The 21,558-nt window shown below is 41.2% G+C and carries 20 protein-coding genes; 5 read left to right on the top strand and 15 right to left on the bottom strand.

Features of this window, described 5'->3' with window-relative positions; genetic code table 11:
* Window positions 1–13 precede the first annotated feature (13 nt).
* Window positions 14–160, bottom strand: a complete 147-nt coding sequence (locus QNH15_RS02770) for a hypothetical protein (protein WP_283892402.1) — start codon at window positions 158–160, stop codon at window positions 14–16.
* 127 nt (window positions 161–287) lie between these two features.
* On the opposite strand from QNH15_RS02770, the gene QNH15_RS02765 reads away from it, so the two are divergent.
* Window positions 288–2,201 carry an AAA family ATPase gene (locus QNH15_RS02765; protein ID WP_283892401.1) on the top strand — a complete coding sequence of 638 codons (1,914 nt, stop codon included), beginning with the start codon at window positions 288–290 and terminating at the stop codon, window positions 2,199–2,201.
* 109 nt (window positions 2,202–2,310) lie between these two features.
* Complete coding sequence (locus QNH15_RS02760; protein ID WP_283892400.1) at window positions 2,311–2,838, top strand: GNAT family N-acetyltransferase; 528 nt, start codon at window positions 2,311–2,313, stop codon at window positions 2,836–2,838.
* 53 nt (window positions 2,839–2,891) lie between these two features.
* Here QNH15_RS02760 and QNH15_RS02755 read toward each other — a convergent pair whose 3' ends face one another.
* Together QNH15_RS02755 and QNH15_RS02750 are read right to left on the bottom strand one after the other, a co-directional pair.
* Window positions 2,892–3,995, bottom strand: coding sequence for a DUF6946 family protein (locus QNH15_RS02755; protein WP_283892399.1), 1,104 nt, complete (start codon window positions 3,993–3,995; stop codon window positions 2,892–2,894).
* A gap of 52 nt (window positions 3,996–4,047) precedes the next feature.
* Window positions 4,048–4,284, bottom strand: a complete 237-nt coding sequence (locus QNH15_RS02750) for a hypothetical protein (protein ID WP_283892398.1) — start codon at window positions 4,282–4,284, stop codon at window positions 4,048–4,050.
* A gap of 298 nt (window positions 4,285–4,582) precedes the next feature.
* On the opposite strand from QNH15_RS02750, the gene QNH15_RS02745 reads away from it, so the two are divergent.
* On the top strand, window positions 4,583–6,607 hold the full coding sequence (locus tag QNH15_RS02745; protein WP_283892397.1) for a Na+/H+ antiporter: 2,025 nt from the start codon (window positions 4,583–4,585) through the stop codon (window positions 6,605–6,607).
* A gap of 51 nt (window positions 6,608–6,658) precedes the next feature.
* On the opposite strand, the gene QNH15_RS02740 is transcribed toward QNH15_RS02745, so the two are convergent.
* The 3 genes from QNH15_RS02740 to QNH15_RS02730 form a co-directional block, all read right to left on the bottom strand.
* Entirely contained in the window at window positions 6,659–8,458 is a 1,800-nt protein-coding gene (locus tag QNH15_RS02740; RefSeq protein ID WP_283892395.1) for a GmrSD restriction endonuclease domain-containing protein, read from the bottom strand.
* Window positions 8,459–8,607: 149 nt separating this feature from the next.
* Window positions 8,608–8,985, bottom strand: coding sequence for a VOC family protein (locus tag QNH15_RS02735; protein WP_283892394.1), 378 nt, complete (start codon window positions 8,983–8,985; stop codon window positions 8,608–8,610).
* Window positions 8,986–9,137: 152 nt separating this feature from the next.
* Window positions 9,138–10,367: an MFS transporter gene (locus QNH15_RS02730; protein ID WP_283892392.1), complete on the bottom strand. Its 1,230-nt coding sequence runs from the start codon at window positions 10,365–10,367 to the stop codon at window positions 9,138–9,140.
* 175 nt (window positions 10,368–10,542) lie between these two features.
* Here QNH15_RS02730 and QNH15_RS02725 point away from each other — a divergent pair, with 175 nt between their 5' ends.
* Window positions 10,543–11,415, top strand: a complete 873-nt coding sequence (locus QNH15_RS02725; RefSeq protein ID WP_283892390.1) for a LysR family transcriptional regulator — start codon at window positions 10,543–10,545, stop codon at window positions 11,413–11,415.
* Between the two features lie 55 nt (window positions 11,416–11,470).
* On the opposite strand, the gene QNH15_RS02720 is transcribed toward QNH15_RS02725, so the two are convergent.
* Window positions 11,471–11,719, bottom strand: a complete 249-nt coding sequence (locus tag QNH15_RS02720; protein ID WP_283892388.1) for a hypothetical protein — start codon at window positions 11,717–11,719, stop codon at window positions 11,471–11,473.
* A gap of 126 nt (window positions 11,720–11,845) precedes the next feature.
* Between QNH15_RS02720 and QNH15_RS02715 the strand changes: the two genes are divergently transcribed.
* Window positions 11,846–12,778: a nucleoside hydrolase gene (locus tag QNH15_RS02715; RefSeq protein WP_283892386.1), complete on the top strand. Its 933-nt coding sequence runs from the start codon at window positions 11,846–11,848 to the stop codon at window positions 12,776–12,778.
* A gap of 49 nt (window positions 12,779–12,827) precedes the next feature.
* Here the strand turns inward: QNH15_RS02715 and QNH15_RS02710 are convergent, their stop codons facing one another.
* From QNH15_RS02710 to QNH15_RS02675, 8 genes are all read right to left on the bottom strand, one after another.
* On the bottom strand, window positions 12,828–13,223 hold the full coding sequence (locus QNH15_RS02710; protein WP_283892384.1) for a VOC family protein: 396 nt from the start codon (window positions 13,221–13,223) through the stop codon (window positions 12,828–12,830).
* A gap of 259 nt (window positions 13,224–13,482) precedes the next feature.
* On the bottom strand, window positions 13,483–15,426 hold the full coding sequence (locus tag QNH15_RS02705) for a PTS fructose transporter subunit IIABC (protein WP_283892382.1): 1,944 nt from the start codon (window positions 15,424–15,426) through the stop codon (window positions 13,483–13,485).
* A gap of 152 nt (window positions 15,427–15,578) precedes the next feature.
* The gene (locus QNH15_RS02700; protein WP_283892380.1) at window positions 15,579–17,510 is read right to left on the bottom strand and encodes a BglG family transcription antiterminator; all 1,932 of its coding nucleotides are present in this window, start codon (window positions 17,508–17,510) and stop codon (window positions 15,579–15,581) included.
* Between the two features lie 121 nt (window positions 17,511–17,631).
* Entirely contained in the window at window positions 17,632–18,813 is a 1,182-nt protein-coding gene (locus tag QNH15_RS02695; RefSeq protein ID WP_283892378.1) for a YecA family protein, read from the bottom strand.
* Between the two features lie 158 nt (window positions 18,814–18,971).
* Window positions 18,972–19,709 (bottom strand): tRNA pseudouridine(38-40) synthase TruA, encoded by a 738-nt coding sequence (truA, locus tag QNH15_RS02690; RefSeq protein WP_283892376.1) that lies wholly within the window; start codon window positions 19,707–19,709, stop codon window positions 18,972–18,974.
* Between the two features lie 352 nt (window positions 19,710–20,061).
* Window positions 20,062–20,484 carry a DoxX family protein gene (locus tag QNH15_RS02685; protein ID WP_283892374.1) on the bottom strand — a complete coding sequence of 141 codons (423 nt, stop codon included), beginning with the start codon at window positions 20,482–20,484 and terminating at the stop codon, window positions 20,062–20,064.
* A gap of 68 nt (window positions 20,485–20,552) precedes the next feature.
* On the bottom strand, window positions 20,553–21,017 hold the full coding sequence (locus QNH15_RS02680; protein ID WP_061974829.1) for a hypothetical protein: 465 nt from the start codon (window positions 21,015–21,017) through the stop codon (window positions 20,553–20,555).
* Between the two features lie 18 nt (window positions 21,018–21,035).
* Window positions 21,036–21,515: a GyrI-like domain-containing protein gene (locus QNH15_RS02675; protein WP_283892371.1), complete on the bottom strand. Its 480-nt coding sequence runs from the start codon at window positions 21,513–21,515 to the stop codon at window positions 21,036–21,038.
* Window positions 21,516–21,558 lie beyond the last annotated feature (43 nt).

The following is a 21,558-nucleotide window of genomic DNA, read 5'->3' as shown; positions in this document are numbered from 1 at the left end:
ATCAACCTTTCTTTCAGAAATATTTACTTAATTCCCAATGGTTCTTATTCTTGTCTCGTCCCGGCTTTATACAAACATTATGGTCTCCAATCCACTTTCTACTTTCTTTTAATCCTGATTCTTCTTCAAGCTGGTTCGTAACAGGATTCAGTCTATACATTTATCCACCTCAATTTTAGAGTTTTAGTTCATATGTATATCTTACCTAACTATTTTAACACTCTCAGAAGGGGATTTAATCCATATCTTGAACTGTTATACTAACAACTTTTGAGGGGGATTCAGAATTGGATTTATACTCTATAAGAATAGAAGGTTATAGAAGACACATTGATACAACAGTTTTATTTTCAGATGCGACTTTTTTAATAGGAGAAAATAACAAAGGAAAAAGTTCCATTTTGCATGCTTTAAAGGTGTTATTAAATGATGAAAAGAAAATTCCAGAGGATGAGTTTTGCCATAAGCTTTCAGATGATGAAACACAGAATGAAAGAATATGTAATCAAGTCACACTCACAGCGGAGTTTAGAAATGTTCCGCCTGAAGCATTAAACTGGAAAGGATTTAAAGGAAGAGTATTAAAATATTCTACTAATGAGCAAGGACAAACTGGATATAAAATTCTCTACAGAAAAATTTTTGAACCAAATGTAAATTATAGAGTTCAAATGCGTGAATATAGAAAGAAAATAAAATCCATTTTTTCTGATTGTAATACCATAAACGACTTTATTGAAAAAGGCTTACCAATTGAGCTGATAAAGAATCTACTACCGAATGAGGAAAATAATAATAAAAAACTAACTGTTAGGCAACTTACACTATTACATCAATCAGAAGAAGTAAACGACATTGATGAGAGCGAAGAAATTTGGTTTGATAATCCCGGTGGAATACCAGCTATAGTATTACAAAAACTACCTAAGTTTTTACTAATACCAGCACAAGACAGAGCATCTGATCTTTCAGGCACTTCTGGAGCCCTATATGATACTTTAAATGAATTATTTAAAGACGTGAGAGACAATTCGAGCTATTTTACCAAAGCTCAAGAGTACTTAAACTTATTAGCTGCAGAACTAGATCCCGCAGATTCAAAGAGTGAATTTGGAAAGATGATGAATGATTTAAACAATGTTTTAGGAAACATTTTCCCTGACATAGGAATAAGAGCAGAGACAAAGCTTTCTGACGCAGATAAAACGATAAAGCCCAACTTTAAAATTAGTATGCAAAGCAATGTTTTAACATCTGTAAATTTACAAGGAACTGGTGTAATAAGGTCAGCTGTTTTTGCATTATTAAGATATAGAACTATGCGGGAAAACAAAAAGATAGGAACTGAAGAGAATGTACGCCCTTTAATTATTGGCTTTGAAGAGCCTGAAATCTATCTACATCCGAACGCTGCTAATCAAATGAGAAGTACAATTTATGAACTTGCAAGTTACAATTTCAATCAAATCGTATGCACGACACATTCCCCATACATGATAGACCTTAGCAAAAAACCGGCACAAACGCTAAATAACCTACTCATTGAAAAAACTAATATAAAAATCAAAGACAAGCATATTGAGGTTGATAAAATAATTTGTAATCCATTTAACACATCCCTGGCTTTCAAGAAGTTGCAAGGTGACGATAAGGATTATGTAAAAATGTTGTTAAAAATGGATGATTACATATCAAGGGCATTTTTTTCTAAGAACGTATTAATTGTTGAAGGAGATACAGAAGACATAGTATTAAGAGAAACCATTTCTTTAATGCCTGATAAAATAAGAGATGACATACTACACAATTGGCAAATTATTAAAGCTAGGGGTAAAGCATCAATAGTTTCTTTAGTAAAATACCTAAGTGCTGCAGGGATAGTTCCATACATTTTACACGATCGAGATCTTGGTACAGAAAGAGCTGAAATATTTAATGAACCTATTTTAAATTCTATCGGATTTCCTGAAAGAGTGTTCACATTAAATGAATGTATTGAGGACGTATTAGGGTATAATCCTCCTTCTTATGAAAAGCCATCTAAAGCGTATACCTTTATACAGCAGACGTGGAAAGGAGATTGGAATAACATTAGAGAGGAGTGGAGGAGAACTGTTGAATTAATATTTAAAACTTCATTTAACAAAGATATAAATTCAACCAACATACCTCTTGAAGAAATCTTAAAAGAACCAAAATAGTTCGTTTAAAAAATATTATTCATAAGGCTTATTTACCTTTAATTTTTTTATTAAATAATTAAATTTACTCTATTCATGCTTGAATGCAAATCTTAATAGGAGATACTCTATGCACATTGAGACACAGCAACTTATTATACGAAAATTGGAGGAAACCGATTGGCCGTCCTTACATGAATATACATCCAATCCTGCAGTGATGGAATACATTCCTGAAGGTATTTTTACAGAAGACGACGCCAAAGCATTTATTAAAGAAAATAGCGGAGACCTTCCTGAGAAATATGCAGTGGTGCTGCGGGACGAGAATCAATTAATCGGCCATATGGTATTTCACAAATACTTTGGCAATCATACCTACGAAATCGGCTGGGTGTTCAATCCGGCGTACCACAATAAGGGGTATGCTTCCGAAGCCGCACAAGCCGTCTTGGATTATGGTTTTAAAACCTTAAAGCTTCACCGAATTATCGCCACATGCCAGCCTGAAAACCCGGCGTCCTACCGGGTGATGGAGAAGATCGGGATGCGAAGAGAAGGCTATTTCAAAAAGTGTATCCCTCATGGAGACGGCTGGTGGGATGAATACTATTACGCCATTTTGGAGGAGGAGTGGCAAAATCAAAAAGGCATCTGAGCAGATGCCTTTTTTAATCGATTATATTTCATTGTTACCAGCCAATCTAATTACTACTTTTGCAATCTTAATTCATATGCTTTATCAATATAGCTAGTTATTTGGTTCAAAGAATCTACCCACTCTAACCTAATGTACACTTCACCAGGAGTTAGTTTCACTTGATCAGTTTCTTCGTATACATGGCCAAGCATTTCATCAATCTCTCTCTGCAATACCCTCGCTGTTTCTGTGTGCAGCTTTTTTCCCAGATGAAGAACAAAGCATACTTTCCTAGCTAAAGTTGTGGTTGCAAATTTATATGAACCTTTCTTACTTATATAACCTATGCAATCTGTTCGAATGCCATTTTTATAACGACCGTGGTAGTCCTCAACCTCGTCTTTGTACGAACTTTTTTTATAAATATAATTATCGATTTCTTTTGCCAGCACTCTGGCTTTCTCTGTTTTGAACAGGTTATAAAAGTACTCTTTTGATTTTACTCCTAACCTCTCATTAACCCATCCAAAATATAAATTTACTCCACTTAAATTTACTGGTCCGACAATCTCATCCTTTAGAGGAGATAGATTAAAAAGTTGAACAAAATCAGCATAGTCTTCAAACCATTTTCCCGTCTGACTAAATGAATGAACGAGCATTAATGAATGGTTAGCCATGACATTCTTTGCTTCGATTAGAGCAGATGCGGTTCTATGTATTAATTGATATCTTTTATCCAGGATGTCATCCTTCTCTAAACCTAGTAGCTTAAGTAAGTATTCCAATCTTTCTCCTTTGCCGCTACTTGGGTTTTCACCCAGCCAAGATGCCACAGTTTCTCCAAAGGGTTCAGACACTTTTCCTTCCACTATAATGGGTAAAAGCCCATTATTTGTTTTTGCCAAGACATAAAGATCGTTTTGTGAGCTTTTATTTCCTCCTGGTAAAGCAACTTTGTACTCTGGGAATCCATACAAAATTCTTACATCATTAAACAAAGGCAACTTACTCTGTTTTAAAATCCTTTCTACACTTAATGGGAAATTCTCAGCCTCTTCCCAACAATTAGCTAATTCATATGCAGAAAATCTTTCCTTCCATTGCTTTTTAGGATCTGCAAGGAATTCTTGCCATGATAAAGCTCCCTTTGAAGGAATAAAGAATTTACTCATTTTCTTCGCCCCTTAAGATATTTGTATAATGTACTCTACTACAGTGGCTCAATTAATAATTTTTTGAAGATAGATAGTGATCAATCGTCTTTAAATAAGTTTTCCAATCCCGATAGCTGTCTTGAACTCTCTGTTTCAAAGAAAAATCAATTTGTTGTTCTTCGACATAGATCCCATTCCGCCGCATGTTTTCTAACCTATTTAAATACTGTTTAACTGAAATATCCTTTAATTTTCTCTCACCTTTTTTTAACATGTGTTTCTGCTTTAAGTATTCTTCAAATTCCATTAATATCAGCCCTCCCCCTGCTTATCCTCTTCAATATGTAAACCCTTCGCCAAAATATCATTTCTTTTAATGATATCAGGAATTTATTGTAAATTAAACGTAAAAATATTGAATTAGATGTAACTGTTCTGTCTATAAAAAGTACAAATCTACATTGCAAAGCAACAATTATTCGAACCATGGGTTACAGCAGTGCTTTGATGGGTATTTCTTAAAAGAAAAATTTTTTCCATATCAAGCAGATGAATACAATTAAATCTTTTATTATGGTACAAAATGTAGAGGAAAGGAGTTGCGCATGGAATTTTTTCTCGTTATTTTGGTTCTGCTGGCCTTGATCGGCCTGGCCAGTTTCATCAATCATTTTATTCCATACATACCTGTTCCACTGATCCAAATTGCGCTTGGCGTGACGCTTTCAGTCCTGCCACTGGGCATAAAAGTCCCGATGAATCCGGAGCTGTTTTTTATCCTCTTTATCGCGCCGCTTCTCTTCCATGACGGACGGCATGCTTCAAGAGAAGAATTATGGAAGCTTCGAAAACCGATCCTTCTGCTTGCTCTTGGCCTTGTCTTTATGACCGTATTTGCCATCGGCAGTTTGATACATTGGCTCATCCCGTCCATTCCTTGGCCGGCAGCCTTTGCGCTTGCCGCGATCCTCTCGCCTACGGACGTGGTTGCCGTCAGTTCCATTTCCAGCCGGGTAAAAATGCCAGAACAAATCATGCACGTTCTTGAAGGCGAAGGGCTGATGAATGATGCCTCCGGATTGGTCGCATTTAAATTTGCGGTGGCTGCTACCGTAACCGGCGCCTTTTCCATTACAGAGGCAAGCGGAAGCTTCTTTATCATTTCAGTTGGCGGTTTTCTCGGCGGTGCCCTTTTGGCCCTGATTGTGATTCAACTGCGAACCTTTATTCGGCGTCTTGGCATGGATGATGTTACGATTCATATGCTTATCCAGCTTTTGACCCCATTTGTTATTTTTTTCGTGACTGAACATCTGGGCCTCTCCGGCATCCTTTCAGTAGTTGCCGCTGGAATTGTGCATGCCATTCACCAGGATCGCAAACGAATTCCCGCCGGATCACTTGAAATCGTTTCACGAAGTACATGGACTGTCCTCATTTATATTCTAAACGGTCTGGTGTTTGTCATTCTCGGATTACAGGTCCCTGGTGTACTCAATGAAATTTTCAAAAATCCGTTGTTTGATAATTGGCAGGTTACCCAGTATATCCTGATCATCTCAGTTGCTCTTCTGGTGCTTCGTTTTCTGTGGATTTCGGTCACCTGGCGAAAATGGAAAGAAAAAGGAATGCCCCATATGAAATCCCAAAGAGCCATTGCCATCCTGACAGTCTCAGGAGTGCGTGGTGCGGTTACTCTCGCTGGTGCATTTACCATTCCATTTGTCAATGAGGGCGGTGGCCCCTTTCCGGATCGTTCGCTTATCATTTTCATCGCAGCCGGCGTCATTCTGGTGACCTTGTTCCTCGCAAGCATTTTCTTGCCGATCCTGGCAAAAAGCGAAAACACCAATGCCCAGGAGCTAAGAGATGAAATGGAACGGAAGGCCAAACTGCGTACATTCGAGGCCGCTATCCATTCCGTTCAGAATTCCATGACAGAGGAGAACCGGGAAGCTGCCGTATCCATCATCAGCACCTACAACAATATGCGAAATGAGTTCAGTTCCAAAAGTTCCGAAAAAATTGAACGCCAGGAAAATGCGGTCAGGATGAAGGCGATTGAAGCCGAAAGCCTTTACTATACGAACTTGAAGAAAGCTGGGAAAGTGGATCGGGATACCGCCATTCTGGTCGAGGAACATCTGCAGCGAAGGCGTCTTGCTCAAACGAATCGCATACAATACCGCCGGCTGTTTGTTTGGATCCTTTTCAAGCGGAGTGCGTTTGCCCTGTTGCAGCTACTCCTGCCAAGGAACAGCAAACAGCGCAAACAAAACCGAACGCGAAGAAAGCGGCTGGTCGGCCTAAAGGTGAACATGGCCAAGGCTGCCATTCACTATTTAAAAACACACATGACACCTGAAAACCGGCACCTGTTTCTCGATGTCATGGGAGAATATAATCAGTTAATTGTCAAATACAACCTGGCTAAAAAAAGTGATGAATCCACTCACTTCGCCCGCATGCAGCGAGACCTTCAGATCCAGGCTTTCCAGGCGGAACGCGATGAAGTGCAGGATCTGTACGAAAAAGGCGATGTGACCATTGATGTGATCCGGGACATCCGCCGGCAGATTAATATTAGAGAAGCCTATTGGATGGAAGAGAACAGTGTGCATTTTCATTAATAAAAAGGAGTATGAGAACATAAATGCCTCTTACTCCTTTTTGAAATATAGTTATAAACTTTTGTAATAGTTGCGGATTTTTTGTGCCATAAGGCGCCTACGAATTAATAAGAATTCATCAAAATTGGTAAAATCCATTGTAAATATTGAAATTGGAATACAATTCACTTCTAGGTTTATCTCTAATTCCTGTTTGTTTGTTATTTCTCCTATTTTACTAGTCGTATTTAATTCACATTGTTCGCGAACTTGTCCCATATATATATTAGGTGCTTTTTGATTAATAGCTAAATTTACAATTTGTTCGGTATACACATAATTTGCAATTTGATTATACTTACCTCTGTTTTTAATACCACATTTCTGCAAATATTTTTTTGGAAATATATGATGTATATCTCCTCGCTCTTCAATTAGATGACTAACCTTTACAGACTTAGATAAAAAGGCATTATCGTTCCCATAAATCTGTGACATAACATACAGATTAAAATAAGGACTACTCGTCACAGATGTATCTAAATTATTTACTAAAATATTGGTCCAATAAGCTTCCGAAAGTTCACCCTCTTCAACATTGTTTAAATAATTTTCTGGATTACCATGTATATTGAACCTGCGAATATCAAATTCAAACATTGTTTCAGGAGATCCAGAATACCGTTCTGTTAGTATAGATAAAACCAACCACTTTCGAACAATATGATTAATTTTATTACCTTCTAAATTTTTATCTCTTAACAGTAAAAATAAAGTATATGCAAAATTTATTGCATTCTTTGATCTTATTAACTTAGGGGAAATAATCCCGGCTGATTTAACAATCATAATAAATCGTTTGAAATTTGTCTGATCGATAAATTGTAATACCCCATCGTTCAGCTTGGAAAAAGACGCCTCCGTTATCTCCTCTTTATATTCTCTAGTTTCAAAATCTCGTCCAGACAATAAACTAACTAAATTTGAAATTTTACCTCGCAAAAATTTATATGTGAAGGCCACTCTTAATAAATCAGAATAACTCGGTTCATAAATCGATGAGTTATAATCCTTAACCCATTTAATTCTGTTAAAGCTAGCCGAAGATGAAAAATCACTGTCATTATTTTTAATGTTGTCATAATCTGAAGGATTTTTTATCAGGTGACAAAAGTAATCAATTGTCTTGCGTATATTTGGTCCTTGATAAGATTCGTTGACCGTAATTTTTGACATGGCGAAATCAGCTTGGCTTAAAACAACGCCTTTTGAATTTATTCGTATAAAAATTTCAGTGACTGTTTCAATATCTAGATTGTGTGATAACTCAATCATCCCGATACTACTGTATTTTATCTGCTGTAATTTTTGAAGAATACGATTCAATTCATCCTGTTTAATCTCAGGGTTCCTCTCACAGTACTCATTGATATAAGTAAATAAATTAAATTCTGGAGAAAAGACTTCAGAAATATCATGTATCCATCTTGAATTTTTTAATATAGCAGGGTTCCTAACCTCAAATTTCTCTTCTATTGGATTAAAAGCAATTCTTATTCTCTTTTTTTTATAATTTGAATCTATTATTTCTTGACCTGTTATGGCAGCTGTTAAAGCCGTAATCCTCTGCTGTCCATCTATTAATATTTTCTTACCTGATGATACAGATCCATCTTTTAATTTTGTATCAGGATTTTGCCAAGTAATAATATAACCAACTGGGTAATTTTTATAAAGGGAATCTAATAAGTCCCTTACTTTAGTTGCATCCCATACAAATGGCCTTTGAATTTCAGGAATAGCAATCATTTTATTTTTTATCCAACTGATTATCGATTCTACGGTGCTATTATTCACATTATAATTTGACACTTAGACACTTCCTTTAACTTCGGTTTTTGGTCGTGTTAATTATACTGAATACTATTAATATTGTTAATTAAACTTTAATAATCCATTTCCCAAAAATAAAAGAAGGCAACCCTCCTTTCAAAGGAGTAGCTGCCTTCGTCATTCAACAGTTAATTGTTTTCCATCACCGCAAAATAATTCTCTTCATCATCCGAGAAGTTAAACACCCTGCCCGAAGGCATTTCTACAATTTCGCCGACTTTCACATTTTTGCTGGATAAGTTCTTGTATAATTCATCGAGATTTTCTGTGAAGAACATTAAGGAAGGTGTGCCGAGGTTTAGCTCAGGTGACATTTTCGCTACAACTTCCTTGTTGAACAAAACGATTGTAGTTTCTGAGTCTTTACTGGGAGCAATTGCAATCCATCTCATTGGACCACTTTCTCCCTCAGAGATGACAGTGAATCCTGCTTTTTCCGTCCAAAACTTCACTGCTTGATCCTGGTCATTGACATACAGCATCACTTCGCCTAATTTACCGAACATCGTCTTTTCCTCTCTCCCTTAGTTATTCATCATTAACAAGTTATTTATCTCTTCATCTTCCTCCCTTTTTCACAGACATAACTGATTTTTAGATTCAACTTATATCAAAGAAATCCTTTAAAAAATACAAAAAACACCCGAATCATCGGGTGTCAGTGCTGCATGCTTTCGCTGCGGATATGGCGTCTGACTTTCTTTCCATTCTGTGCAATTTTTGAGACAGCAGCCCAAAGCATTACACCCATCACAAGGAAGCCGGCGGTCATGCTGATGACGCCTCCCCAGCCAAAATCGCTCCAGAAGAATCCGGCGAGTGTTCCCCCTACGCTTGAGCCGGTGTAGTAAAGAAACAGATAGAGTGATGAGGCTTGTGCTCTATCATGAGTCGCTCGCTGTCCGACCCAGCTGCTGGCGATGGCATGGCTGCCAAAGAAACCGTACGTAAAGAATCCAAGTCCCAAAACTTTAACGAGCAAGTGAGAGTCCAGTGTCATCGCCACACCGACCAACGCAAGAACTAAATTGATGAAGAGTATTCGCTGCCTTCCATGACGGTCTACCCATTTTCCTGTCCAGACGGAACTGAACATTCCGATGATCATGATCAAAAAGATCCAGCCTACAATCGTTTGGCTGAGCGAATACGGCTTGCCGAGCAATACGTAGGCGATATAGTTAAACAGCGCCACATTGCTTCCCAATAGTAAAAATCCCATAAAGAACAGGCAAACTAATCCGGGATCTTTCAAATGGTCAACCATGGATTTCCCCAGCTTTCCAACCTGCAGCTTGCGGGCATTAAAGTTTTGTGATGCGGGGAGACTCTTCCAGAAAATAAGAGTGGCAACTAAACTGATGATGCCGATTCCTGCTATCGCTACATGCCAGCCAAAGAAATCGCTCATCAAACCAGAATAGACCCGGCCGAAAACCGCTCCGATGGAGTTACCGCAAATATAAAGCCCCATTGCTGCCCCAAGGCTCCTCGGTTCAATCTCTTCCCCAAGATACGCCATGGCAATGGAAGGCAATCCGGCCAAAGCGATTCCTTCCAGTGTTCGTAAAATCAAGAGAAAGTGAAAATTAGGACTAAAAGCGGTAAGAATACAAAACACAGAAGCCGCAAGCATGGAAATGACCATGATCGGTTTTCGTCCCCATACTTCCGACAACGAACCGAAAATAAGCATGCTTATAGCTAATACGATCGTGGTTACCGAAAGTGACAGACTTGCGGTTGTCGGTGAAATGCTGAACTCCTTAGAGAATTCGGGCATTAACGGTTGTACGCAATAAAGTATCGCAAATGTATTAAAACCAGCGGCAAAGAACGCCATACTGGTTTTTCGAAAAAGCGGTGTTCCTTTTTGAATGTAGCTCATTGTGTCATCATCCCATTAGCAGGACATTCATCTTGTTGCATCTCCATCATCCCTTAGAATCTATATTTTTCATATATCTATAGTACCACCGCCATCTTATGTTGTATAATTCATTATAATCATGTCTTTCATGCATATATGTAATAGAAAAACCAGAAGAAATGTGGTGCGGTCCATGGAATGGCAGCAATTTGAATATTTTAAAACACTGGCACAGATGCAGCACGTAACCCGTGCTTCAGAAGCGTTATCGATTACCCAGCCCGCTCTCAGCCGTTCGATTACCCGGTTCGAAAAGGAAATCGGGGTGCCTTTATTTGAACGTCAGGGGCGATCCATCCGTCTGAATAAATACGGCCAGCTCTTTTTACAACGTGTGGAAAATATCATGAGAGAATTTGAAGAAGGAAAACAGGAAATTCAGGATCTGCTTGATCCCAACCAGGGTGAAGTCTCCATCGGATTTTTACATACGTTAAGCACCGGCCGTATTCCCGACCTGCTTTCCGCTTTTCGCCAATCCTACCCAAAGGTAAATTTCCGGCTCGGACAAGGTCCTTCACATCAGCTCATTGCCAAGCTGCTGGCAGGAGAATTCGACCTTTGCCTCATCGCCTCCATGGAAAGCAAATCACCGATCGTATGGAAGCCGCTCTGGGATGAGGAACTGTATGTTATCGTGCCGAAAGACCACAAATATGCCAATCATGAATCCATCACGTTGGAACAGATCGCGGATGAATCATTTATCCACTTAAAAGAAGGATTTTCCCTGCGGATCACGGTCGAGCAGTTGTTTAAGGAAGCCGGCCTCACACCGAACATTACCTTTGAAGGCGAAGAGGCGGACACCGCTGCCGCACTGGTTGCTGCAGGTCTTGGCATCTCCATTCTACCTAACTTAAAAGGAACCGATCAAAGCAAGATCGCAAAGATCCCCATTCAAAACCCGCACTGTCAGCGGACCATCGGAATTGCCTGGGTGGAAGGCAGATATGTTTCTCCTGCCACGCAGAAATTTAAGCAGTTTGTGTTGGAGCATCCATAATGAAGAAACACGACCTCTATCATAAAAGTCGTGTTCTTCATTGTATATATTCCCGTTATGTATAAATAAGTTTACTTACGGTCATTAAAATAAATAGTATGAACAGCACAAGCCCTGCAAACCACAGAAAGACAGACCAGGCTCTAAAAGTTGTAAGGATGGGAAGTTCGAACAAAACAATGTCCCCCACTGTTTCAATAAAGGCCTGCCAGAATGATTCCCGTGCGTTTCCTTTTCTCCATAGGTAAATCCCCAATGAAATCAAAGCCACTGAGACCGTTAATATTATTCCTTCTTCTTTCAATACTATCTTCCTGTCCATTAGTTATTGAACTACTCCGTTCGCTTCATCATACCACTTTTTCCATATTATTGGAATATAACATAAACGTCAGCATAAAATGGGATGACTATGCTGGGGAGGCACATTATGAAGAAAAAGATTCTTTTTTTCTGTGACCCGGGAATTGATGATTCGCTGGCCATTATTTATAGCCTTTTGCATCCTGATCTTGAGCTTGTCGGGATTGTCACCAGCTACGGGAACGTGACAAAAGAAACGGCAACGGCAAACGCCTACTATTTAATTCAGTTGGCCGGCCATAAGAATATCCCCATTATTCCGGGTGCAGCCAATCCGGTTCAGCAGGAAGAAGTGACCTACTATCCCGAGATTCATGGCAAAGAGGGCATCGGTCCCATCCACCCGCCTAGTGATATGCAGTATCAGATTTATCCTTTTGATATGATCCGCTATCTGCTCAATCAGTATGGCAAAGACCTTATTATTGTGGATACCGGGCGATCCACCAGTTTGGCTACTGCATTTATTTTATTTAATCAGGAAATAAAAAAGGCGGGTGCTTTTTACCTCATGGGCGGGGCCTTTTTTGTTCCAGGCAATGTCACTGCACTGGCTGAAGCGAATTTTTATGGGGACCCCACTTCAAGCAATTACCTTCTAAAATTCTGCCACAATTTAACGATTACTCCTCTGAATGTCACAAAATACGCTATAATTACCGAATCCATGATTAAACGAATCATCCAGGAGGCAGACTCACCGTATGAATTTTTGCTGTCCCCAATATTTGAATATTATTTTGAGGCCTACAAAAAGTTGGTGCCCGGCATTCAAGGCGCTCCTATACACGACTTGCTTACCGTCATGGTTGTGGCCAATCCCTCCATTGTTGATTTTATCTATTACGATGCCAAGGTCATTGATGGAACCGTAGAAGGAAAAGGGTTATCGTATATCGATTTGAGGCCCAAAAGCCAAAAAGGAAAAACCCGCATCGCCATAAAGCTTCACTATGACCGGTTTGTTGAAGAATTTTTCAGAGTGATGCTGAATAAATAAACAAAAGGAGTTCAACTTACTGAACTCCTTTTACGTATTCTTTATAATTTTACTTTGCGTTTTGATCTGGTTGATGAATACCAAAGATATTCCCTTCAGGATCAAGGTAGTATCCTTGCCACGCCATTCCTGGAAGGGCATATTTAGGCAAGGCCACCCTACCGCCATTCTCCAGAATCTTCGCTTCGGTAGAATCGTAATCCGCTATTCCCATCGTACAAACAGACCCATTCAACGCCTGATTCGGCTCTGGCGGGGGGCCTTGCCGCTGCATTAACGCACCATTAATCCCCATTTCATCACTGTTGCCTGTCGTCGCTCCAAAGTAAGGCATTCCCGCGTATTCGCTCCAATCCTCGAACGTCCAGCCGAACACCTCTCCATAAAACTTCTTCGCCTGTTCCATGTCACTTACATGAACTTCGAAATGAACCACTTTTCCCATAATACCCTCCTTGTTTCTAAAAGAAATCAATCAAGAACTTATTCGGCGGGAACCTTATATTTTCCTATTAAATACGATAAAGAGAATACTAGTTTCTGTTTGTGGATAGATTGTCATCGGCCTTATGAATGTCCCTTTCCCCAAAGGGGGTAATTTAAAGCCCTTCAATCCATTCAGGAAATTAAAAGGGTTAGATATCAATAAAAATAACCCCTCCCATCTTTTGACCGGGAGGGGTTAAACAACCGTTTAAACAGATTTAGTGTATTGTTCCAAGCAGCTTGAATGCCTCTTCCTTGGAGGTTACCTTAATGAGATCCTCTCTAAATCCGTCATCCATTAGTTTTCGTGACAGCATTTGCAGGATCTTTAAATGTGCATCACCGGCTGCATGTTCAGGCACAGCGATCATAAAGATCAATTTTGCATCCGTCCCGTCCAGGCTGTTCCAGTCTACTCCGTCCCGCTTAATCCCGAAGGCTACTGCTGGCCGAGTGACCGCATTGGTTTTTCCGTGAGGGATTGCAATGTTCATTCCAAGTCCTGTTGAGCTTTGTTCTTCTCGTTTGAGAATCGCTTGTCTATACGTTTCTTTCGAGGATAGAATCCCCGCTCCATCAAGCTTCGCAATCAACTCATCAATGACATCGTCTCGTGTGCTGCCTGATAGATCTGTCTCAATCAATTCGAGGGTGGTAATATCGGTGAGTTGGCGAATTTCTTCGGCAGCAACCTCTTCCAATTTCTCCTTGCTTACAGGTGAAACTGCAGGCTGAGCAACCGTCTCTGCACCGGCTTTAAGCGTTGTACCTTCTACATTCTTCTTCAATAGCGTTACCAATAATGCTGTTACCGCGACACCAACAACCACAGCCACAAAGAACATCGCTACATTGTCAACTGCACCGAGTACAGCGACAATCGGTCCGCCGTGCGCCACCTTGTCTCCTACTCCAGACATCATGGCAATAACGGAACCTGTCATCGAACCGACAACGATACTCGGAATGACGCGCAGCGGATCTTGTGCCGCGAATGGTATGGCTCCTTCTGTAATCCCGAAGAGCCCCATCGTAAAGGATGCTTTTCCTGTTTCTCTTTCCATTTGCGAAAATTTACGCTTGCTGATAAACGTTGCCACTCCAAGTCCAATTGGTGGAATACAGATGGCAGCAGCAATTGGCCCCATAATCTCGTAGTTACCTTCTCCAATCATGGCTGATCCGAACAAGAACGCCACCTTGTTGAACGGACCGCCCATATCCACGGCAATCATCGCACCCAAGATCATCGCTAATACGATGGAACTTCCGCCTTGCATACCTGCAAGCCAGCTCGTTAAGGCTTCGAACACACCCGCAACAGGCTTTCCGATAACATATATGAATAGCAAGCCGACAATGGCACTTGATAATATCGGAATAAAAATGATAGGCATCACGGGCTGAACGGCTTTTGGCACCTTGATTTTCTTAATTCCAAGAGCTACATATCCAGCGAGAAATCCCGCAATAATTCCACCGATGAATCCTGCTCCAGCATCACTTCCATAAAAGCTTCCCGTAGCTGCGATATAACCACCGATCATACCTGGAACCAATCCCGGCCGATCGGCAATACTTACGGCAATAAAGCCGGATAGAATGGGAACCATAAACATGAAGGCAGTGCCGCCAAGACTTTCAATCTGCTTCCAGATGGTCCCGTCTGGAACCTTGATTCCGCCAGGTGTCTGCTCCCCGCCAAGTGTCAAAGCAATAGCGATCAATAATCCCCCGACAACAATGAAAGGAATCATGTACGAGACCCCGTTCATCAGATGCTTATAAATTTGGTTTTCTTTGGACGTACTCTTTTTCGAACTCTGATTGGAAGCAGATCCCGCTTTATAAACCGGTACATCCCCGCTCTTGACGCGCTTGATGAGCTCTTCCGGTTTGCGAATGCCATCTTGGACACCCGTGATCAAGACACGTTTTCCCGCAAAACGGTCTTTCGGCACCTCTTTGTCCGCGGCGATAATAATGCCGTCCGCTTCGGCAATATCTTGTTCAGTCAAAGCATTTTCTACCCCGATCGAACCTTGTGTTTCTACTTTTATATCAACACCCAGCGCTGCGCCCGCCTTTTGAAGATTTTCGGCGGCCATATACGTATGGGCAATTCCAACCGGGCAAGCTGTAATCGCTAAAATTTTCCCCATGCTGTTTCCTCCTGTTTAATGTAATCGCTTACCTATATAATAACGCTTACATTTCAGGTTAATCTCTTCAATTTTTACCGCAGCTTGTGGTAAAAAGAGAGGATTGAGTAAAAAAAAGCAGAACATGCTGTAAGCACATACTGCCTTTTACTTTACTTTCCGCTTTCAAGTATTCCGACAAACTCCTGATAATCTCTTGCTCCTGATAGCGCATAGACAGCAATCGGGTTCTCGCTTAATGAAGCGATCTCCCCCATGATTCCGCGGATGGCTCCATGATCTTTTTTGGCTATAGCCAGCATAAAGATGAGCGATACCTGTTCGTTTCCCCATTCCATTGGCTTGTCAAGAACAGCTACGGCAAGCACTGATTGCTTAACCGTTTCCGGGTTTCCGTGGGGGATGGCCACTCCCCCGCCAATAGCGGTAGCCGATTTCCGCTCTCTGTTCACCGCGCTATGAATATATTCCTTGCTCACATACTCGTGTTTGTAAAGAGCCCGTGCCATGGATTCTACCATCTCATATCGGTGTTCTTTTCGTACATTAAAAAATACAAGATCCTCATGCAAGAAAGGAGAAAAGGCGGAAGGGCCTGGATGGTCTGTTTTATTAGTTTCTAGCTCTTTAACAAATTGGCTTACCTTTTTCTTGTCCTCCTGCCCAAACAGCGGCGAAACAACAATGTGCTTCACTGCTATTTTTTCAAGTGGAATGGTCGAAATAATAAAATCAGGCTGCTCCTTATTTAAATAGTTGTCCAGCTCACCTTTGCCCACACAGGCAAGCACTTCGATGTCCTGATACTGCTGCTCTATTTTTGCCTCCAGCAGATGCGACATGCCAATCCCCATATGGCAGACAATGATGACCCTTTTCTTCGTTTCGCTTTTCTGCTCCAGCCTTTGGACCGCGGCCTGGAAGTGAAGTACAAGATAAGCAGCCTCGTCCTCCGGAACCTCAACGTCAAAAGGCTCCTTCATCTCCTCGAGCGCAAGCATGACCATATGAAACATATAAGGATACATCTTTTTAATATTCGCAAGCAGGGGATTGGTAATCGGGAAACCGAAGCTGAGGCGATTCAGCACTGAATGCAGATGAAGAGCAAGGCCATTCATGAGGATGTCATCATTCTCAAAGTGATAAGAAGTCAACCTCTCCATCTTTGCAGTCAAGGATGCAGCCAGATTTGAAGCTGCAGAATTCACTTGCAGATCTTGGTCGCTTCCCTCTTCCAACCGTTTACTGCTCATAAGGTGCCATGTAAAATACACCCGTTCCTCTTCCGGAAAAGACAAGCCGAATTCATTCTTCAGCAGATCAAATAAATAGCTCGTATACTCATATTCCCGCTGGCCAGCCGTCTCTTCCATTTCCGTTTCATGAACAAAAACGCGCGATCTCTGCCGTGTCCGTTTGATCATAATCAAGGCATGAACCAGCAGGCTTTCCATCGTTTCATCTGTAAAAGCAAAGGAAAACTTGGAGCTCATGCTTTGGAGCGCTTTTCTGACCAACATGATTTCATAAGGCAGAAACAGATCGAGCACCGCGTTCTTCCCATCCTGTTTCGACGAATCAAGCTGTGACAAGTGGGCAAGCGCATTTCGTTTCTTCAATTCGGTTCCTTCTATAACATGGCCAATCCTGGGTCTCGAAACGAGTTCCAGTTCATAACGCTGCAGCCAGTCCGTAATGATTTCCAGATCTTTTTTTACCGCCGCTTTTGGGACATAATAGCGATCAGCAAAATACTGCAGAGTCATCGCCTTTTCACTCATTAACAAAGCATAAGCGATCTCAAACAACCGCTCTTCATTCGTTTTCGATTCCGCCGACAGGAGTGTGCTTAACAATGCAGCACGGTCTTCCTCTGTACTCTCAATCGCAATGCCTAAGCCTGGCTTCCGTATCAGACGAGAATCAGCATATTCAGCACGTAAATACTCTTCGATTTTGTCCAGATCGTTCCGTACCGTTTTCTCTGAACACGACAATTGTTCCGCTAAATCCTTAATATGGAGGACTCCATCATGTTCAATGAGCAATACCTTAAGTAGTTCCTTTTGCCTAGCATTCATCTTCCGCACCTGCTCCATTATACTTATAGAGCTAGTTTAACGATATTTAGAGTGCGAATCAAATCACCATAAACGCAGTTGCATATTTGCTTTCGAATGCTTTCTGCTTATGATCTATAATTCATTTCCCGCAGCACTTCTTATACTTTTTCCCGCTCCCGCACGGACAAGGTTCATTTCGGCCTGTTTTGTCAGGGGCACGAAATGGGATCACATTTGAGCCATAATTTACATCCGCAGCAGCATCGGATGTTTCATGGCCCCTTCGCAGTCCTGCAGGAGAATTCCCCTTTAGGGCCCACTGAGGAGTCGTGTTGTATAGGTTCACAGCTTTATCAGCCATCTCCTGAAAAGCTATTTTATTCGGAAATTCGAATTCCCCTTGGATAAAATGAATGATATCGTTCAGGCTGCCGCCACTTTTAATCTCATCGCTCAGATCTCCAAGAATAACATCTGCTTCATCGGACGGGATATCATAATTGTATTGTATAAACCGCTTCATATCGTTCATTGCAGGTGTCCGCTCTATATATTCAGGCACTCCCGCCTTCAACAGTTGCTGTTTCGTATAGGGACAGAAATCAAGATCGGGACGCATTTCTTGCAGTTTTATCACTTCATCAGCATCTTCTATCACAAGGTCCTTAACTCCAAAGGACGTCATTTCAAGTTCTCCATAATAATCCTCTGAAGCACCCAAAACCCCAAAGTAGTCATCCACTTCCACTTCTTTTCCTGTAAGCTTCCGTAGGCTGTCGATAACATCCTTATGCGCCATAACACCGTAATAATAAAGTATGCCTTGAGTAAGGGTGATCCATTCCGTATTTCTTCGGATACACTCCTGTAATTCTGTTCCGTCCAATTCTTGAAAACGGTCCATCAGTTCGGCAGGCATAATAATAAACCTTTCGCCATCTTCCTCGATCGGAAAAGCCAGTCCGCGCTCCTTTAGCGAGGTCAGTTTATCAATCTCATACGGTGGTGCTGCCGGAATCCAACCGCCACTATTAATCAATTTTTTTAGAAAACTGTACCTCTCCTCATCCATCTTGTACAACATTTCGTCAAGATGAGCCGGAATCAGCTGTGCGAGTTCATGGGCAAGCTTTGTTTTATTCAGAGAGCTTAAGCCTTTAAAATCATAGAACTTACGAATCCTGTCCAGCTCCGCTTTCGTTAAAGCACTCAGCACCTTTTCGAGCGTACCGGTGTCCTCAATCTCTTTCCAAATGGCATTTCCTCTTTTTACTTCATACTGAATTAACTCCTCCAGTAACTTCTCCGGATCTTTTTTCATAGTTATCCCTTCTTTCCTTACGAACAGTCTCTTTGTTGTTGCCATTATAACATTGTGGATCAGGTACATTTTGATAGCATTGGAATTAAACAAAGATACAGCAAAAAAGACAACGTAACCGTGGTTAGTTGTCTTTTACAAGAATCTATTATACGGTCCTAAAACCCAACCTTCTCCAAATACAATCCTTCTGCTTCTGCCATTCGGCCAGTTTGAATTCTTTCTTTTGATTGAAGAATAGATGGTATGGAAGCCGCCTCGATTTCTCCTAGCCCCACTTCGATTAGCGTTCCCACGATTTTTCTTACCATATTGTAAAGGAACCCATTACCGCGGATCTTAATTTCAATGAAGCCTTCTTTTTCTTTAATATCGAGTGAGTAGATTTCACGCACCATGGACTTTTTCTTCCCCTTGGCATTGGAATAGGACGTAAAGTCATGCTCCCCTAAAAAGTGTTTAGCGGCTTCTTTCATCTTTTTCTGATCCAGCTTTTCTTCTACATGCATGCTGTATTTTCGCATGAACGGGTTTGGAAATGGCTTATTCCAGATTTTATAGGAGTAGGTTTTATCCTTCGCATTATAACGCGCATGGAAACGGTCTTGAACGAGCGCAACGTTCACCACGCTGATATCCTGAGGAAGGTATCGGTTTAAATACTTCATCACTTCCTCTTCGGTCATACGCTTTCGCATCTTGAAATTAGCGATTTGAGCAAGCGCGTGGGCACCCGCATCCGTTCTTCCCGATCCAATGATTTCAATCTCTTCTCCTGCCATTTCAGTTAGTACTTTCTCGATTTTACCCTGAATGGTATTTTCGGTATTCCCAAGTCGTTGCCAACCCTTGTATCGGCCGCCATCATATTGGATGGTTAATTTATAATTGTTCATGTTTATCTCCTTGTTTGCTTACTAAAAAAAATTTACCACTTAGATAGTGTAACGGTAATCATGCAGTGAATCAAACCGAACCAAAATAAACTGCACTAATAGGGATGAAAAGAACTCTACGATGGAACAAGTTGCATTGTAATCAAACTTTAACACTTCTCCCCATCTAGAACTGCCCTAGATATCGAAATATATAACTGAGCAAGCAAACACAACCTTTTTCAATCTCTAAAAAGGAATCCACAACCTAAACTCATGTAAAAAAGGCTCAGCGCACTAAGCTCTGAAGCCTTTTTTGCTTTATAAATATAAATTCTCCCTTGATCAAAAGAATGAGCCCCGAACCACCACCTTAAAGCATTCTGCTTTTCGGACGCAACGCCCACGAGGCAATATTTAGCGCAGCATATGAAAGTGGAAGGATAATATTAAAGCCGTAATTACCATAATCGCTAGCAAACGCATGAGATAAAGCAGCACCAGTCATCAAAAAGAAGATACCCGCGTGAACCCATTCTTTAAGCCGTGGAAAACCTGGCAAGACGAGAGCAATGGATCCAAGTACTTTCCATATCCCGAGGATGGTCAAGATGTACAATGGGTAACCAATTTTCTTCACGAGCTCGACGTTGCCCCCAAATTGCATCAGTTGACCGATACCACTTAACATAACAGCTGCAGCAAGTAGTAATGTGACTGACCAATAAGAAATTATTTTCCCCTGGGGCGATGATTCTACTTTCGCGGTTGTTTCCGTACCGATACTTTTACTCATTTGTTACCTCCTTAATATGGCATGGGATTACCTCAATGATCATCCAACTACTTTAGGCTTTATTTCTTTTAATATTCTCCCTTAATGACAAAGAACGAGCCCCGAATGGTTCCAGCGAGTTTAGACTTCTGTCTGGCAAACTTAAATTTACCTTCTAACTCCTTTGGTATCTCCATCCCTTCAGAAAGTTTAAAACCTACGGCCCGTTTCTTAGGGTTATCTACCGTATACATAACGTTGACCGAAAGACCATCCTCGTAAAAGACGTAGGCGAATTGGATGTTTTCCACTTGAAACCTTGAAGTTTCCAGCGGTTTGGCCGCAAACTCAATATCACGTTCTTCTTTTAGAATCCGGTTCACATAATCCAGAGTCTCCTGGCTTTCGCTCGCTGGTACGACCGTAAATTCGTGTTTGTATTTGTTCATAAAATAACGGGCTTCATTCGCACGTAAACCGGCAAGCGCTTCTGCTGCAGGGGAAGACTCCAGACCTGCTTCAGACACATTTTTAAAATCAACGGTATAGCTCATTGCCTTTCCTCCCTCTCTTTATTTGCGGATAACAGGAATCCACATTTCACCATAGATCAAGCCGTTGCGCTGCCCCATCTCAACCGATGCATTGGGCCCCCCAACATAGGCAACATTCGTTGCTTCTGGCAGGACTTCTCCAAAGGCTACGGCCGCAAGCTTGTTATTCAGATCATCAGCCGATTCCCCTTCCCCTTTGACCACGACGTATTCTCCTTTAGGAAATTGAATCACTCTTGCTTCTTCTGGCGCCTGTTCCTCTGTCATCACGCCGGCATAATGCATCATCTTGTTGTTCACCGCTTCATTCACCGCAAAAATGTAATCATTGGACGCCATGGATTTTAACGTATCCAGCCTTCCATCCTGATCAACCGCCTGCCAAAAGTCTGCCTTTTCCTTGTGAATGCCCGCATAGTCTGAGTAATCGCTCTTTAGCTCCGTTCCAAGTCCAATCACAGTAAAGCCTTCTTTTTCTTCCAAAGTGTAATTTGCCATGTTCAATACCTCTCTTCTCCATTTTTTTAATGAGTTGTATTCA

This window comes from Fictibacillus enclensis, assembly GCF_030123385.1.
Classification (GTDB): domain Bacteria; phylum Bacillota; class Bacilli; order Bacillales; family Fictibacillaceae; genus Fictibacillus_C; species Fictibacillus_C enclensis.
Note: the sequence above shows the minus strand (reverse complement) of the source record. Positions and strands in the feature narration are given on the sequence as shown.

What these genes read in the sequence shown, in the direction of transcription:
- QNH15_RS02770 (WP_283892402.1), bottom strand. Translation starts at nt 160, where the DNA reads ATGTATAGACTGAATCCTGTTACGAACCAGCTTGAAGAAGAATCAGGA.
- QNH15_RS02760 (WP_283892400.1), top strand. Translation starts at nt 2,311, where the DNA reads ATGCACATTGAGACACAGCAACTTATTATACGAAAATTGGAGGAAACC.
- QNH15_RS02755 (WP_283892399.1), bottom strand. Translation starts at nt 3,995, where the DNA reads ATGAGTAAATTCTTTATTCCTTCAAAGGGAGCTTTATCATGGCAAGAA.
- QNH15_RS02750 (WP_283892398.1), bottom strand. Translation starts at nt 4,284, where the DNA reads ATGGAATTTGAAGAATACTTAAAGCAGAAACACATGTTAAAAAAAGGT.
- QNH15_RS02745 (WP_283892397.1), top strand. Translation starts at nt 4,583, where the DNA reads ATGGAATTTTTTCTCGTTATTTTGGTTCTGCTGGCCTTGATCGGCCTG.
- QNH15_RS02735 (WP_283892394.1), bottom strand. Translation starts at nt 8,985, where the DNA reads ATGTTCGGTAAATTAGGCGAAGTGATGCTGTATGTCAATGACCAGGAT.
- QNH15_RS02730 (WP_283892392.1), bottom strand. Translation starts at nt 10,367, where the DNA reads ATGAGCTACATTCAAAAAGGAACACCGCTTTTTCGAAAAACCAGTATG.
- QNH15_RS02725 (WP_283892390.1), top strand. Translation starts at nt 10,543, where the DNA reads ATGGAATGGCAGCAATTTGAATATTTTAAAACACTGGCACAGATGCAG.
- QNH15_RS02715 (WP_283892386.1), top strand. Translation starts at nt 11,846, where the DNA reads ATGAAGAAAAAGATTCTTTTTTTCTGTGACCCGGGAATTGATGATTCG.
- QNH15_RS02710 (WP_283892384.1), bottom strand. Translation starts at nt 13,223, where the DNA reads ATGGGAAAAGTGGTTCATTTCGAAGTTCATGTAAGTGACATGGAACAG.
- QNH15_RS02705 (WP_283892382.1), bottom strand. Translation starts at nt 15,426, where the DNA reads ATGGGGAAAATTTTAGCGATTACAGCTTGCCCGGTTGGAATTGCCCAT.
- QNH15_RS02700 (WP_283892380.1), bottom strand. Translation starts at nt 17,510, where the DNA reads ATGAATGCTAGGCAAAAGGAACTACTTAAGGTATTGCTCATTGAACAT.
- QNH15_RS02695 (WP_283892378.1), bottom strand. Translation starts at nt 18,813, where the DNA reads ATGAAAAAAGATCCGGAGAAGTTACTGGAGGAGTTAATTCAGTATGAA.
- truA (WP_283892376.1), bottom strand. Translation starts at nt 19,709, where the DNA reads ATGAACAATTATAAATTAACCATCCAATATGATGGCGGCCGATACAAG.
- QNH15_RS02685 (WP_283892374.1), bottom strand. Translation starts at nt 20,484, where the DNA reads ATGAGTAAAAGTATCGGTACGGAAACAACCGCGAAAGTAGAATCATCG.
- QNH15_RS02680 (WP_061974829.1), bottom strand. Translation starts at nt 21,017, where the DNA reads ATGAGCTATACCGTTGATTTTAAAAATGTGTCTGAAGCAGGTCTGGAG.
- QNH15_RS02675 (WP_283892371.1), bottom strand. Translation starts at nt 21,515, where the DNA reads ATGGCAAATTACACTTTGGAAGAAAAAGAAGGCTTTACTGTGATTGGA.